This is a genomic window from Streptomyces sp. NPDC101166 (assembly GCF_044768125.1).
Lineage (GTDB): Bacteria > Actinomycetota > Actinomycetes > Streptomycetales > Streptomycetaceae > Streptomyces.
In genome coordinates, this window is the sequence record NZ_JBIWPF010000005.1 from 104,980 (window position 1) to 119,166 (window position 14,187).

At 72.1% G+C, this 14,187-nt stretch carries 12 protein-coding genes; 5 read left to right on the forward strand and 7 right to left on the reverse strand.

Annotated elements, in window-relative coordinates; all coding sequences use genetic code 11:
• Window positions 1–142 precede the first annotated feature (142 nt).
• Window positions 143–2,941, forward strand: a complete 2,799-nt coding sequence (locus tag ACIRS4_RS11375) for a penicillin acylase family protein (RefSeq protein ID WP_404193362.1) — start codon at window positions 143–145, stop codon at window positions 2,939–2,941.
• Window positions 2,942–3,127: 186 nt separating this feature from the next.
• Here ACIRS4_RS11375 and ACIRS4_RS11380 read toward each other — a convergent pair whose 3' ends face one another.
• Window positions 3,128–4,549, reverse strand: coding sequence for a serine-threonine protein kinase (locus ACIRS4_RS11380; RefSeq protein ID WP_404193364.1), 1,422 nt, complete (start codon window positions 4,547–4,549; stop codon window positions 3,128–3,130).
• A gap of 216 nt (window positions 4,550–4,765) precedes the next feature.
• Here ACIRS4_RS11380 and ACIRS4_RS11385 point away from each other — a divergent pair, with 216 nt between their 5' ends.
• Genes ACIRS4_RS11385 through ACIRS4_RS11395 form a run of 3 tightly spaced genes read left to right on the forward strand, consistent with a single transcriptional unit; the run spans window position 4,766 to window position 7,813 of the window.
• A complete protein-coding gene (locus tag ACIRS4_RS11385; protein WP_404194016.1) occupies window positions 4,766–5,530 on the forward strand; it encodes an SDR family oxidoreductase in 765 nt (254 codons plus the stop codon).
• Window positions 5,527–7,194: a class I adenylate-forming enzyme family protein gene (locus ACIRS4_RS11390; RefSeq protein WP_404193367.1), complete on the forward strand. Its 1,668-nt coding sequence runs from the start codon at window positions 5,527–5,529 to the stop codon at window positions 7,192–7,194. The genes ACIRS4_RS11385 and ACIRS4_RS11390 overlap by 4 nt, the downstream gene beginning before the upstream one ends.
• Window positions 7,195–7,219: 25 nt before the next feature.
• Window positions 7,220–7,813: a TetR/AcrR family transcriptional regulator gene (locus ACIRS4_RS11395; RefSeq protein ID WP_404193370.1), complete on the forward strand. Its 594-nt coding sequence runs from the start codon at window positions 7,220–7,222 to the stop codon at window positions 7,811–7,813.
• A 71-nt stretch (window positions 7,814–7,884) separates the two neighbouring features.
• Here the strand turns inward: ACIRS4_RS11395 and ACIRS4_RS11400 are convergent, their stop codons facing one another.
• Window positions 7,885–9,108: an acyl-CoA dehydrogenase family protein gene (locus ACIRS4_RS11400; protein WP_404193373.1), complete on the reverse strand. Its 1,224-nt coding sequence runs from the start codon at window positions 9,106–9,108 to the stop codon at window positions 7,885–7,887.
• A gap of 5 nt (window positions 9,109–9,113) precedes the next feature.
• A complete protein-coding gene (locus ACIRS4_RS11405) occupies window positions 9,114–10,136 on the reverse strand; it encodes a phosphotransferase family protein (protein WP_404193376.1) in 1,023 nt (340 codons plus the stop codon).
• 274 nt (window positions 10,137–10,410) lie between these two features.
• Between ACIRS4_RS11405 and ACIRS4_RS11410 the strand changes: the two genes are divergently transcribed.
• Window positions 10,411–11,346: an NADP-dependent oxidoreductase gene (locus ACIRS4_RS11410; protein ID WP_404193379.1), complete on the forward strand. Its 936-nt coding sequence runs from the start codon at window positions 10,411–10,413 to the stop codon at window positions 11,344–11,346.
• 218 nt (window positions 11,347–11,564) lie between these two features.
• Here ACIRS4_RS11410 and ACIRS4_RS11415 read toward each other — a convergent pair whose 3' ends face one another.
• The 4 genes from ACIRS4_RS11415 to ACIRS4_RS11430 are packed head-to-tail and all read right to left on the reverse strand — an operon-like array spanning window position 11,565 to window position 13,781.
• Window positions 11,565–11,969 (reverse strand): DUF202 domain-containing protein, encoded by a 405-nt coding sequence (locus ACIRS4_RS11415; RefSeq protein ID WP_404193382.1) that lies wholly within the window; start codon window positions 11,967–11,969, stop codon window positions 11,565–11,567.
• Window positions 11,966–12,364 (reverse strand): YidH family protein, encoded by a 399-nt coding sequence (locus ACIRS4_RS11420; RefSeq protein WP_404193385.1) that lies wholly within the window; start codon window positions 12,362–12,364, stop codon window positions 11,966–11,968. The genes ACIRS4_RS11415 and ACIRS4_RS11420 overlap by 4 nt, the downstream gene beginning before the upstream one ends.
• Window positions 12,351–12,866, reverse strand: a complete 516-nt coding sequence (locus ACIRS4_RS11425; protein ID WP_404193387.1) for an NUDIX hydrolase — start codon at window positions 12,864–12,866, stop codon at window positions 12,351–12,353. The genes ACIRS4_RS11420 and ACIRS4_RS11425 overlap by 14 nt, the downstream gene beginning before the upstream one ends.
• An 18-nt stretch (window positions 12,867–12,884) precedes the next feature.
• Window positions 12,885–13,781 (reverse strand): DMT family transporter, encoded by an 897-nt coding sequence (locus ACIRS4_RS11430; RefSeq protein WP_404193390.1) that lies wholly within the window; start codon window positions 13,779–13,781, stop codon window positions 12,885–12,887.
• Window positions 13,782–14,187: the final 406 nt, after the last annotated feature.

Sequence of the window (14,187 nt, forward strand, 5' to 3'; positions counted from 1 at the left end):
TTCGGCTCCCTTCGGTTCCATCCGGTCCGCGATGCCGCCCATGATCTCGATGAGGCGACTTCGAAACATGACGCATGTTCATCTTCAATACCGGGGATACCGGCGGTAACCTTCCGGCCACCCCCGTCGCTAGGAGTTGCCGATGCCACGGCGAATCCCATGCACCGCTCCCGTCAGACTGAGAACTCCCGGCAGAATCCCCGGGTTCCTGAAGACCGCATCCGTATGCGCCCTGATTGCCGGTCTTTTGACGCCACTTTCCGTCGGAACCGCCCGGACGGCGTCCGCAGCCGAGCTCACGGCCGTGAACGACCACTGCGGCGGCCAGTGCTCCGACATCCTGCCGCCCGGGCAGAACGGCAACGCCACCCTCGCCCAGATCCTGCTCAACCAGGCCTTCGGCACCCAGCCCGCGCACGCCGAGGACCAGCTCGGGCCCTACGCCAACCTGGCCAAGGGATATCCGGCGCTCACCAACTCCACGATCAACACGTTCTTCAACGACGCGTCGTTCGGGGTCCCCGCCGATCAAGTCGCCTCCACGGTGAAACCCGCCGGCCGCGGCGATGTGACCATCGTCCGCGACAAGAAGACGGGCGTACCGCACATCACCGGCACCACCAGATACGGCACCGAGTTCGGCGCCGGATACGCCGCCGCCGAGGACCGGCTGTGGCTCATGGACGTGTTCAGGCACGTCGGTCGCGGTCAACTCACCTCCTTCGCCGGCGGCGCCGCCGACAATCAGGGCCTTGAACAGCAGTTCTGGCGCAACGCCCCGTACACCGAGGCAGATCTCCAGGCCCAGATCGACAACGCGGTCGCCGTGAACGGCGCCCGTGGACGGCAGGCGCTCGCGGACGCGGACGCCTATCTGGCCGGCATCAACGCCTATATCGACGCCTCCGACAGCGGCCGCTACTTCCCCGGTGAATACGTGTTGACCGGGCACAAGGACTCAATCACCAACGCGGGCTCCATCGCCCACTTCAAGATCACCGACCTGGTGGCCCTCGGCTCGGTCATCGGCGCCCTCTTCGGCTCCGGCGGGGGCGGCGAGGTCAACAACGCGATCTCCCTGCTCGCCGCGCAGCAGAAATACGGCGTCGAACAGGGCACCAGGGTCTGGGAGTCGTTCCGCGAGCGCAACGACCCCGAGGCCGTCCTGACCGTCCACGACGGCAAGAGCTTCCCCTACGCCGCCAAGCCCGAGAACCCCCAGGGCCTGGCCCTGCCCGACGCCGGCTCGGTCGTCGAGGAACCCCTCGTGTACGACCGCACCGGCAACGCCGCCGCCCCCACCGCCGCGACCGCCTCCGCCACGGCCGCCGCCACCGCCTTCAGCTCCGCCCGGCGCGGCATGTCCAACGCCCTCGTCGTCAGCGGCGACCACACCGCGAGCGGCCACCCCGTGGCCGTCTTCGGCCCCCAGACCGGCTACTTCGCCCCCCAGCTCCTGCTCCTCCAGGAACTCCAGGGCCCCGGCATCAGCGCCCGCGGCGCCTCCTTCGCCGGTCTGAGCATGTACGTCGAACTCGGGCGCGGCCAGGACTACTCCTGGAGCGCCACCACCTCCGGCCAGGACATCATCGACACCTACGCCGTCGAGCTGTGCCAGGACGACCACCACTACCTCTACCGCGGCGCCTGCACCGCGATGGAGAAGATCGAGCAGAAGAACGCCTGGAAGCCCACCACGGCCGACAACTCCCCGGCCGGCTCGTACACGATGCGCGTCTGGCGCACCGAGTACGGCCCCGTCACCCACCGCGCGACCGTGGGCGGCAAGAAGGTCGCCTACACGACCCTGCGCTCGTCCTACTTCCACGAGGCCGACTCCATCATCGGCTTCCAGATGCTCAACGACCCCGACTACGTGACGGGCCCCGAGTCCTTCCAGAGCGCGGTGCAGCACATCAACTACACCTTCAACTGGTTCTACGCCGACTCCGAGCACACCGCGTACTACAACAGCGGCGACAACCCGGTGCGCGCCGCAGGCGTCGACGCGGAGTTCCCGGCGTGGGCGCAGCCCGCGTACGAGTGGCGCGGCTGGAACCCGGCGACCAACACCGCCTCCTACACCCCGCCCTCGCAGCACCCCAACTCCATCGACCAGGACTACTACATCTCCTGGAACAACAAGCAGGCCCAGGACTACGCGACCGCGCCCTGGGGCGACGGTTCCGTGCACCGCGGGAACCTGCTGGAGACCCGGGTGAAGAAGCTCGTCCAGGCCGGCGGCGTCACTCGCGCCTCACTGGTCAAGGCGATGGCGGACGCGGCTCTCGCCGATCTGCGAGCCGAGGAGGTCCTGCCCGACCTGCTGAAGGTGATCAACAGCTCCCCGGTCACCGACACCGCGGCCGCGGCGGCGGTGAGCAAGCTCCAGGCCTGGCTGACGGCCGGCGGCAAACGCACCGAGACGACGGCCGGTTCGAAGACGTACGCGAACGCCGACGCGGTCCGCATCCTGGACGCCTGGTGGCCGCTGCTGGTGAAGGCCCAGTTCGAACCCGGCCTCGGCGCCGGCCTGTACACGGCGTTCACCGCCAACCTGCCCGTCGACGAGCCCCCTTCAGCGGCGCACGGCCCGACCGGCGCCCACGCCGGCAGTTCCTTCCAGTACGGCTGGTGGAGCTACGTCGACAAGGACCTCCGGGCCGTGCTCGGCGAGCCGGTGAAGGGCCCGCTGGCGCAGAAGTACTGCGGCGGCGGCAGCCTGAGCGCCTGCCGCGACGCCCTCCTCACCACCCTGAAGGAAGCGGCGGGCCGTACGGCGGCCCAGGTCTACCCCGGCGACGCCCTGTGCGCGGCCGGCAACCAGTGGTGCGCCGACTCGATCGTGCAGCGCACCCTCGGCGGCATCAAGCACGGCAACATCAGCTGGCAGAACCGTCCCACCTACCAGCAGGTCGTGGAGTTCACCTCACACCGCTGACCCGCCCACGGCGGGCCGTGCCCTAAGGGCTGTCCCGTAATCCCTGGCGGGCGTGCGACGGCAGCTACGGCACCTCGCCGCGTTGTCGGGACGTCCGCATACATCCAGTATGCGGACGTCCCTCCGCCTTGCGATGCACCGCATCCGACGCCGCACGCTGATCCACCAGGGATCACGGGACAGCCCTCAGCGGACACGGCCCGCCGCGAGCACCAGCCGTGCCAGTTCGGGGTGCACGATGTCGCTGTGCGCCCCGGACGGCGGCCCGCCCCGGCGGACCACCGCCGCCACGTCCACGTTGACGCAGCCCGACGCCGGCAGCGGACCGGCCAGCGCCTCCGCGAGCGTGCACGCGCGCGTCCCCGGCACCGCCCGCACACCCCCGTACCCGATCGCCCCCCACTTGGCCCCGGACACCCCGCCGAACCCGAACTCCCCGCCGAACTCGGTCTCACCGGCCGCTCCGGCTCCTGCGGCGGCCTCAGCCGCCGCGGGCCCGCCCGCCGTCCCGAACTCCCCGGCCGCCCCGCGTTCGTCGCCCGCCATCCGGGAAGCCAGTGGGTAGATCGTGCCGAGCGCCGAGTCGTAGCGGGAGTGACAGCACACCAGCGGCCCGTCCACCCGGCTCTGCCGGCCGTTCAGCGCACCGCCCGCGCGCGCGTCGTGCGGCAGCCGCGCGGCGAACGCGTAGTGCGAGAAGGCCCCCTGGAGCAGGGTCACCGACTTCACCGCGCGCGCCCCCTCGGGCAGCCCCCGCAGCGCGAACGACACCAGCCGCCCGCCGAAGCTGTGCCCCACGAGGTGCACCCGCAGCTGCGGCGCCGCACCGGCCAGCCGTCCGACGAGCGGTCCGAGCCCCCGCTCGCCGACCGTTCCCGCCCGCCGCTTCATCGCGTAGTAGGTGGCCTGCCGCAGCAGTTCGTGCGCGCCGTCCCACGGGTTCGGCATCGAGAACCCGGCCGCCCCCGAGCCGCCTTCCAGCAGGGCCAGCGCCTGCGCGAAGTCCTCGCAGACCTCCGCCGTCGGCGCGTGCAGCATCGACGGCGCGTCCGCAGGCGCGCCCTCGGTCACGACGTCCGCCGCGCACAGCTCCTGCGGCCCCGACGGCACGGCCGCCACCAGCAGCCGCACCAGGCGCCCGAACTCCTCCAACCCGGCGTCCTCCCGAGGCCGCAGCTCCAGCAGCCGCGCGATCCGCTCGACCACGGCCGCCCGGCCCGGGAACGTCGCCAGCAGCGCGTTCCGCGTGTCCGGGTCCAGCACGGGCCGCCGCGCCGTCCCGGCGGCGACGGAGGAGCGCGGCAGATCGGGGATCGGCTCGTCGGAGAACCGCATCGACGGCCACACCACGCCCACGTACCCGAGCCTCGCCGCCGGGGCGAGCCGGGGGAACGGCGCGAAGAAGCGGCTGTAGAGCGCGGTCGCGCCCGAGCGGTCGTTGTTCCAGCCGTGCGCGAAGACCACCAGGTCGCGCACCCCCTGCCGGACCGCCCCGGCCAGCAGCCGGTCACGCTGTCCGCCGTCGACGTCCCCGTCGGCGTCGAAGGTCACCTCCCAGTAGGGAGCCACGCTCATCGCGCTCGTCGCGCCGGTCGCCGGATCCGCCATCACAGGCCCCCTTGCCCCGCAGCGTGCGCCAGGTGAGCGCATCGTCCTGCCAACGGCGGTGCTTGGCCAGACGTCACGGCGGCACCCGTACGGCGGAACGCTCTCGCCCCGAAGTCGGGACGCCTCACCCGTGCGGCGCAGCACCTCTTCTCTCCAACATACCGACCGGTTAGTCTGGCAGCCGCGGGGGAGCCGGAGCCGTGTCGAAGGAGACCGATCGTGGAAGCCGTGCAGGGTGCTGGAGTCGTCGTCACCGGCGCGGGAGGCGGGATAGGCGCCGCCCTCGCCCGGAGATTCGCCGCCGAGGGCGCCCGGGTCGTCGTCAACGACCTCGACGCGGACCGGGCGAAGGCGGTCGCCGACGAGATCGGCGGGATCGCGGTGCCGGGCGACGCCTCCGGGATCGTCACCGAGGCGCGCGACGCCCTCGGCGGCACGGTCGACGTCTACTGCGCCAACGCCGGCGTCGCCTCGGGCGGGTCCGAGGCCGCCGAGGAGGCCGTATGGGCCCTCGCCTGGGACGTCAACGTCATGGCGCACGTCCGCGCGGCGCAGGCCCTGCTGCCGCACTGGCTGGAGCGCGGCCAGGGCCGGTTCGTCTCCACGGTCTCCGCCGCCGGCCTGCTCACGATGATCGGCGCGGCCCCCTACAGCGTCACCAAGCACGGCGCGTACGCCTTCGCCGAATGGCTGTCGCTGACCTACCGCCACCGCGGCGTCAAGGTCCACGCGATCTGCCCCCAGGGCGTCCGCACCGACATGCTGGCCGCCACCGGCACCGCCGGTGACCTGGTCCTCAAACCGACCGCCATCGAACCGGAGGACGTCGCGGACGCCCTGTTCAAGGGCATCGAGGAGGACCGCTTCCTCATCCTGCCCCACCCTGAGGTCTCCGGGTACTACGAGGCGCGCGCCCAAGACCCCGACCGCTGGCTGACCAACATGAACCACCTCCAGCAGAAGTGGGAGGCCGCCGAATGACCCCGTCCCTCTACGCCGCCAAGCCCTGGATCGCCCTCCTCGACGAGGCCCAGCGCGCCCCCGTGGATCCTGCCGACTCCCTCGTGCACGCCCTGCGCCGGGCCGTCGCCGACACCCCCGAGCACACCTTCCTCGCCTACTTCGACGGCCGCCTCACCTACCGCGAGGCCGACGAGCTGAGCGACTCCGTCGCCGGGCGGCTCGCCGAGCGCGGCCTGCGCCGCGGCGACCGGGTCGCCGTCCTGCTCCAGAACTCCCCGCAGTTCGTGCTCGCCGTGCTCGGCGCCTGGAAGGCGGGCGCCACCGTCGTCCCGGTGAACCCGATGTACAAGTCGGCGGAAGTGGCCCATGTCCTGCGCGACGGCGAGGTCGCCGCACTGATCTGCTCCGACCGTGCCTGGGAGACGTACCTGCGCGAGACGGCCGCCGACTCGCCGGTGCGGATCGTCCTCACCGGCTGCGAACTGGACTTCCAGAGCCGCGGTGACGCGCGCGTGCTCGCCTTCGAGCGGCTCCCGCAGGCGTCCGACGCCGACGACCTCACCGCCGCCGCCCGCGCCGGCCACCGCCCGCCCGACGGCCGTGACCCGGCCCCCGCCGACATCGCGCTGATCAGCTACACCTCGGGTACCAGCGGAGCGCCCAAGGGCGCCGTCAACACGCACGCCAACATCATGTACAACGCCGAGCGGCAGAGCACCGGCCTGGGACTGCCCGAGGCGCCCGTGTACTACGCGCTCGCCCCCCTGTTCCACATCACCGGCATGGTCTGCCAGCTCGCCGCCTGCCTGAACAGCGCCGGCACGCTGGTCCTGACGTACCGGTTCGAGGCGGGCGTCGTGCTGGAGGCGTTCGCCGAGCACCGGCCGCACTACACGGTCGGCCCGTCCACCGCCTTCATGGCCCTGGCCGCCCACCCGTCCGCGACCCGCGACCACTTCTCCTCCTTCGTCACCATCTCCTCCGGCGGCGCCCCGCTGCCGCCCGCCCTGGTGGAGGAGTTCCGCGCCGGCTTCGGCCCGTACATCCGCAACGGCTACGGACTCACCGAGTGCAGCGCCCCCTGCGCGTCCGTCCCGCCGCACCTGGAAGCGCCGGTAGACCCGGTCTCCGGGACGCTCGCGGTCGGCCTGCCCGGCCCCGACACCGTCGTGCGGATCGTCGACGACCAGGGCGCGGAGACGCCCTTCGGCGAGCAGGGCGAGATCGTCGTCCGCGGCCCGCAGGTCGTGCCCGGCTACTGGCGGCGCCCCGACGCCACCGCCGCATCCTTCCCCGACGGCGAACTGCGCACGGGCGACATCGGTTTCATGGACGCACAGGGCTGGCTGTACGTCGTCGACCGCAAGAAGGACATGATCAACGCGTCCGGCTTCAAGGTGTGGCCGCGCGAGGTGGAAGACGTGCTCTACACCCACCCGGCGGTGCGCGAGGCGGCCGTCGTCGGCGTGCCCGACGGGTACCGCGGGGAGACCGTCAAGGCGTACATCAGCCTGCGCCCCGGCGCCGACACGGACCCGGATGAACTGGCGGTCTACTGCAAGGAGAGACTGGCCGCCTACAAGTACCCGCGGCAGGTGGAGGTCCTGCCCGACTTGCCCAAGACGGCGAGTGGGAAGATCCTCCGTCGGGAACTGCGTTCCCGCGCGCACGACAGCCAGTAAGGCAGACGAAAGGCAGGTGGCGGCAGTGCCCAGGACGACGGAGGGCGCCGGGACGCCCGTGCCGCAGCGGCTCCTCGCCGCCGCCACCCGGCTCTTCGCCGAGCGCGGCTACGACCGCACCTCGGTGCAGGAGATCGTCGAGGCGGCCGGTGTCACCAAGGGGGCGCTGTACCACTACTTCGGTTCCAAGGACGATCTGCTCCACGAGGTGTACGCGCGTGTGCTGCGCGTCCAGCAGGAGCGTCTCGACGCGTACGCGGACGCCGACGAGCCGATCGAGAAGCGACTGCGGGGGGCGGCGGCGGACGTCGTCGTCACGACGATCGAGAACCTCGACGACGCGATGATCTTCTTCCGGTCGATGCACCATCTGAGCCCGGAGAAGAACAAGCAGGTGCGGGCGGAGCGGCGGCGCTACCACGAGCGGTTCCGCGCCCTCGTGGAGGAGGGCCAGCAGGCCGGCGTCTTCTCCAGCGCCACCCCGGCGGACCTGGTCGTCGACTACCACTTCGGCTCGGTCCACCACCTGTCGACGTGGTACCGCCCGAACGGCCCCATGACCCCGCAGGAAGTGGCGGACCACCTGGCGGACCTGCTCCTGCGCGCCCTGCGGCCGTAACCGCCCAGGGACTGGGGCAGGACGCGCGAAGGGGCGGCCCGGGGCGAAGAACCCCCGGCCGCCCCGCCCCGTCACATGTACTTCTTCAGCTCCCGGCGCGCCAGCGACCGCTGGTGCACCTCGTCGGGCCCGTCCGCGATCATCAGCGTCCGCGCGCCCGCGTACAGCTCCGCCAGCGGGAAGTCCTGGCTCACCCCGCCCGCGCCGTGCAGCTGGATCGCCCGGTCGATGATGTCCACCACCGCCCGAGGCGTCGCGATCTTGATCGCCTGGATCTCCGCGTGCGCCCCCCGGTTGCCCACCGTGTCCATCATCCACGCCGTCTTCAGCACCAGCAGCCGCAACTGCTCCACCGTCACGCGCGCGTCGGCGATCCAGTTGTGCACCACACCCTGCTGCGCCAGCGCCTTGCCGAAGGCGTCACGGGACACCGCCCGCCGGCACATCAGCTCGATCGCCCGCTCCGCCATGCCGATCAGCCGCATGCAGTGGTGGATGCGCCCCGGTCCCAGCCGGGCCTGGGCGATGGCGAAACCGCCGCCCTCCTCGCCGATCAGGTTCGACACCGGCACACGCGCGTGATCGAAGATCACCTCCGCGTGCCCGCCGTGGTAGTGGTCCTCGTAGCCGAAGACCTTCATCGCCCGCTTGACCGTCACACCCGGCGTGTCACGCGGCACCAGCACCATCGACTGCTGGCGTCGGATGTCGTCGCCGTCCGGGTCCGTCTTGCCCATCACGATGAAGATCGCGCAGTCGGGGTTCATCGCCCCGGAGATGTACCACTTGCGGCCGGTGATGACGTACTCGTCCGAGCCGTCAGAGGCGCGCTCGATGTGCGTGGTGATGTTCGTGGCGTCGGAGGAGGCCACCTCCGGCTCGGTCATCGCGAACGCCGAGCGGATCTCCCCGGCGAGCAGCGGCTCCAGCCACTGCTTGCGCTGCCGGTCGTCACCGAACTGCGCGAGCACCTCCATGTTGCCGGTGTCCGGCGCGGAGCAGTTCAGCGCGGTCGGCGCCAGCTGCGGGGAGCGCCCGGTGATCTCGGCCAGGGGCGCGTACTGGAGGTTGGTGAGACCGGCGCCGTACTCGGAGTCGGGCAGGAACAGGTTCCACAGGCCCTGCCGGCGCGCCTCGGCCTTCAGCTCCTCGACCACCGCGGGGGTGTCCCACGGTGAGGCCAGCAGCGCGCGCTGCTCCTCGGCGACCGCCTCGGCCGGGTACACGTGCTCGTCCATGAAGGCGAGCAGCTTGCCGCGCAGTTCCTCGGTGCGCGCGTCGAACGCGAAGTCCATGGCCGTCAGCCTTCCTGCAGAGTGGTCAGTCCGTGGTCGATGAAGACGGGGACGAGCTCGCCGATGCGGTCGAAGCCGCCGCCCACCGTCTGGCCCAGGGTGTAGCGGTAGTGGATGCCCTCGAGGATCACGGCGAGCTTGAACCAGGCGAACGCCGTGTACCAGGCGACCGCCGACACGTCGCGCCCCGAGCGGGCGGCGTACCGCTCGACGAGTTCGGCGGGCGAGGGATGGCCGGCGGCCGTGGCGGTGGTGGACACCGGGGAGTCCGCCACCTCCAGCGGCACGCTGTACATCACCAGCAGGCCGAGGTCGGTCAGCGGGTCGCCGAGGGTCGACATCTCCCAGTCGAGGATCGCTCTGATCGTGTCGTTCTCGCCGATCAGGACGTTGTCGAGCCGGTAGTCGCCGTGCACGACGGCCGGGGCGGGCGACGTGGGAAGACTGCGCCCGAGGGCCGCGTGCAGCTCGTCGACGCCCGCCAGGTCGCGGCTGCGGGAGGCGTCCAGCTGCTTGCCCCAGCGGCGCAGCTGCCGGTCCAGGAAGCCTTCGGGGCGGCCGAAGTCGGCGAGCCCCACCTCGGCGGGGTCCACCGCGTGCAGGTCGACCAGCGTGTCCACGAGCGAGAGCATCACGTCGCGGGTGCGCTCGGGGCCGAGCGGCGCGAGCTGGTCCGCCGTGCGGTACGGCGTGCCCGTGACGAACTCCATGACGTAGAAGGGCGCGCCGAGCACCTTCTCGTCCTCGCACAGCAGCACCGGGCGCGGGACCGGCACATTCGTCGGGTGCAGCGCGCTGATCACCCGGTGCTCGCGCCGCATGTCGTGGGCGGTGGCCAGCACATGGCCGAGCGGCGGCCGTCGTACGACCCACTTCGACTCGCCGTCGGCGACCGCGTAGGTGAGGTTCGAGCGCCCGCCCTCGATCAGCCGGCCGGTCAGCGGGCCGTGGACCAGACCGGGCCGCTCGCGGTCGAGCAGGGTGCGCAGCCGGTCCAGGTCGAGGCCGGGCGGGTGGTCGGGGCTCATGCGGGACTCCTACGGCAGACGAACGAGGACTCGCGGGGACTCGCCCTATGATGCCGACCGGTCGGTATGTAGTCCAGGGGCGACGCCCAACGTGATCGGGGCCACCCTAAGGCCTGTTCCGCGCCAAGGCGTGGCCTGTGTGCTCCTGGTGAAAGCCGGTCATGGCGTACCCCTTCGGGGGTACGGGGGTGACGACGGACAGGCCGCCACGCGAACGGCACGTTCAGGGCATCCGGGCTTGCGTGGCGATCGAGTACCCCGGAGGGTCGGTGGCATGAAGGGCATCACATACAACCGGTACGGCGGGCCCGAGGTCCTGGAGTACGGGGAGGTGCGCGACCCCAAGGTCGGGCCCGACTCGGTCCTGGTCGAGGTGCGCGCGGCGGCCGTCAACCCGGTCGACTGGAAGTGCCGCGAGGGCTATCTCGACGGCATCCTCGACGCGGTCTTCCCGGTGGTCCCCGGCTGGGACGTCGCCGGCGTCGTCGTCCAGCCCGGCGCCGCCGTCACCGAGTTCGCGGCCGGCGACGAGGTCATCGGCTACGTCCGCGAGGACTTCCTCTCCCGGGGGACCTTCGCCGAGTACGTGGCCGCTCCGGTGCGCACCCTCGCGCGCAAGCCGCGCAACCTCACCTGGGAGGAGGCGGCGGGCCTGCCGCTGGTCGGGCTCACCGCCTACCAGGTGCTGACCAAGGCCCTGGAGGTCAAGCGCGGCGACACCGTGCTGGTCCACGCGGCGGCGGGCGGCGTCGGCTCGGTCGCCGTGCAGATCGCGCGCCATCTCGGCGCGCGGGTGATCGGCACGGCGAGCGAGGCCAACCACGACTTCGTGCGCTCGCTGGGCGGCGAACCCGTGAGCTACGGCGAGGGCATGGCCGAACGGGTGCGCGGGCTGGCGCCCGAGGGAGTGGACGCCGCTTTCGACACGATCGGCGGCGACACCCTGAAGGCCTCCGCCAACCTGCTGGCCCCCGACGGACGCCTGGCCTCGATCGCCGACGGCGGCGTCGTCGACTACGGCGGCCACTACTGCTTCGTCCGACCCGACGCCGAGGACCTCACCCGTCTGGCGGAACTGGCCGAGCAGGGCGTGGTCTCGGTGCATGTGTCTGAGACGTTCCCCCTGGAGCGCGCGGAGGAGGCCCACCGGCGCAACCAGGAGGGCCGCACCCGGGGCAAGATCGTCGTCACGGTCGACCGGGAGTCTTAGAGCTCCGGACAAACGTGGAGCCCGGCTCGCGGCGTCTGGCACGCACGCGCGCCGCGTTGCCGGAAGCCCCTGGTAGCCCCGCTACGAGGAGCTTCCGGCGCCTTGCGATCGCACCCACCAGACGCCGCGAGCCGATCGGACTCCACTTTTGTCCGGAGCTCTCAGCGGGAGGGTCCTCCGGCGGCCGACCCCACGGCTGCCGTCCACCGCGGCCGCCGTCAGAGGACCAGCACCGCCCCGCACACGGCCACCGCGACCGTGCACAGCGCCGCCAGAGCGGCGTGCCGAGGGCTCAGGGCCGGCGGCCCGGCGACCGTCGTGGTCTGCTCGGACCCGTCGGCCTCCGGGGCGGGGCGGGCGTCTCCCGCGGCCGGCCCCGCCCCGGCGGTCCGCTCGTCCTCACCGGTCCCCGTGAGCCCGCTGATCCGGCGGTGGGCCAGCAGCAGGAAGGACAGCCAGGCCCCGCAGCACAGGGCGCACGCCACCACCCCCGCGGCCGACACCCCGCCGTGCAGCGCGGCCCTGCCGGCCAGCACGGCCGCGACGGTGCTCGACAGCGTCGTACGCCGCCACGCGAGCCGGGTCCGCTCGGGCTGGAGGCCGGGATCGCGCCCGCCGCTCACCCGTCCCGCCCGAGCAGCACCACCACGACCATCGCGACCGCCACCACCGCGATGACGACGCCCAGCAGCGCGGGGAACCGGGAGGCCGGCAGATCCTCGCCCCGCCGCATCGCCCGCTCGCACCGCACCCAGTGGTTCACCGCCCGCAGCGAGCACAGCACCCCCGCCGCGAGCAGCGCGAGCGCGAGGCCCACGCGCCACCCCCACGGCAGGTCGGGCAGGAACTGGTCCACCGCGAAGCCGCCGCCGATCAGCGCGAGCGCCGTCCGCAGCCACGCGAGGAACGTCCGCTCGTTGGCCAGCGAGAAGCGGTAATCGGGCGTGCGCCCCTCCTGCCGGACGCCCTCGGGCGCGAACCACAGCCGGACGTTGCGCACGAACTCATTGCCGGGCACGGAACTCCTTGAGCCGCTCGTACGCCGCGAGACCGTCCGGCACCCACCGCCACTCGGTCAGGCGGCGCTCGATCTCCTCCTCGGTGAGGAAGTCGTGCCAGGCGACCTCCTCCACCTGGGGGCTGACCGGCAGCTCGCAGCGGACCTCGTACACCGCCGACCACCAGGTGCGGCCGCCCTCGCCGTCGTACAGGAACTTGAAGAGGAACCGGGGCCGGGGCAGCCCCGCGACGCCGAGCTCCTCCTCCGCCTCACGCAGAGCCGCGTCGTCGTAGGCCTCGCCCGCGCCGACCACCCCGCCGACGAACATGTCGTGCAGGGAGGGGAAGACCAGCTTGTCCGCGGTGCGCCGGTGGACGAAGACCCGCCCCTCGGCGTCCCGCGCGAGAACGAACACGCACCGGTGACGCAGCCCCCGGGCATAGGCCTCCCCGCGCGGGGACCGCCCGACGACCTGATCTCTCTCATCGACGATGTCGATGATCTCGTCAGCAGCACTCATGCCCCCATCCAATCAGGGCTACTGAGGCTGGAGATCGCGGAAGCGTTCGCGTTCCGCCCCGCCCTGGGGCATCGCGGGATGCAGGCCCAGCAGGACGATGCCCGCCACGACCGCCGCCAGACCCGCCGACTCCCAGGCCAGCGCGCCCGTGTCGGTGCGCAGCCGGTCGCCGAGGAAGCCGACTCCGCAGGCGATCCCGGCGAGCGGCTGCGCCGCCGTCAGCGCGGGCAGCGACATCCGCAGCGGCGCGGTCTCGAAGGCGCTCTGCACCAGCACCAGGCCGGTCACCCCGAGCGCCACCACGGCGTACGGCTGCCAGCCGGTCATCAGCTCCAGGAGACCGCCCTCGCCGAACCGCTCGCCGCTCACCCGGGTCAAGGCGTCCTGGACGCCGTACAGGACCCCGGCGGCGAGGGACAGGAAGACCGGGGCCGAGGACACGCTCGCGTGCCGCTTGGCGTACCCCGTCAGCAGCAGCGCCGCACCGACCATCAGACCGATGATCAGCCAGTGCCGCAGCGGATCGGTGACAGCGGTGCCGCCGCGCGGCTGGCCCGCCACGATGAACGCCGTCACCCCGCCGGCCAGCAGCAGCAGACCGGCCCAGCCCTGCCGGCCCAGGGGCTGTCTGGTCTGGTGGCGCGAGAGGGCCAGCGCGAACAGCAGGTTCGTCGCCAGCAGCGGTTCGACCAGGGAGATCTCGCCGTTGCCGAGCGCGACCGCGCCCAGCGCCATCCCGGCCACCATCAAGGCGATGCCGCCGAGCCAGCGCGGCATCCGCATCAGGTCGAGCAGCAGCCGGGGCGAGAGGAAGTCGCCGAGAGGAGCCTTCTGGGCCGCGTTCTGCTGGAGGACGAAGCCGAAGCCCAGGCAACAGGCCGCGCTCACGGCGAGAACCAGAACCACAACCGACACGCTGCGTACCTCGATCATCGGGTCGGGCCACGGGAGACGCGGTGGCCGACTTCAGTGTCCCAGCGCCTTCGGCGGCTGTCCCTGGGAACCGCCCTCAAGGGTGCTCCCGGGAAGAACCCGGGGCCGGGAGCCTGACGCGGTCGCGGCACACCCGACGGGACCGGCGCGGAGGCCGGGGCCGTGGGCGCGGGGCGGCCGTACCGCCATGGTCCGCGACCTCGGCGGCCCGCGCCATGGCGTACGCCACATCCGTTCCGCCGCAACCGCTTCCACCAGCGAGGAGTGTCCTCAAGTCCCTTCTACCGGGCGGTAGTTGACACCTGTCATGTGGCCGGGCTCCTTGACGGTAAGCGCTCGCTGAGGTTTGGCTGTGCGCCGATCGGCCGTTCGCGTGCCGACACCAGGC

Coding starts and splice junctions, on each gene's coding strand:
- ACIRS4_RS11425 (WP_404193387.1), bottom strand. CDS start 12,866: ATGAGTGCTGCTGACGAGATCATCGACATCGTCGATGAGAGAGATCAG.
- ACIRS4_RS11375 (WP_404193362.1), top strand. CDS start 143: ATGCCACGGCGAATCCCATGCACCGCTCCCGTCAGACTGAGAACTCCC.
- ACIRS4_RS11410 (WP_404193379.1), top strand. CDS start 10,411: ATGAAGGGCATCACATACAACCGGTACGGCGGGCCCGAGGTCCTGGAG.
- ACIRS4_RS11405 (WP_404193376.1), bottom strand. CDS start 10,136: ATGAGCCCCGACCACCCGCCCGGCCTCGACCTGGACCGGCTGCGCACC.
- ACIRS4_RS11390 (WP_404193367.1), top strand. CDS start 5,527: ATGACCCCGTCCCTCTACGCCGCCAAGCCCTGGATCGCCCTCCTCGAC.
- ACIRS4_RS11380 (WP_404193364.1), bottom strand. CDS start 4,549: ATGGCGGATCCGGCGACCGGCGCGACGAGCGCGATGAGCGTGGCTCCC.
- ACIRS4_RS11400 (WP_404193373.1), bottom strand. CDS start 9,108: ATGGACTTCGCGTTCGACGCGCGCACCGAGGAACTGCGCGGCAAGCTG.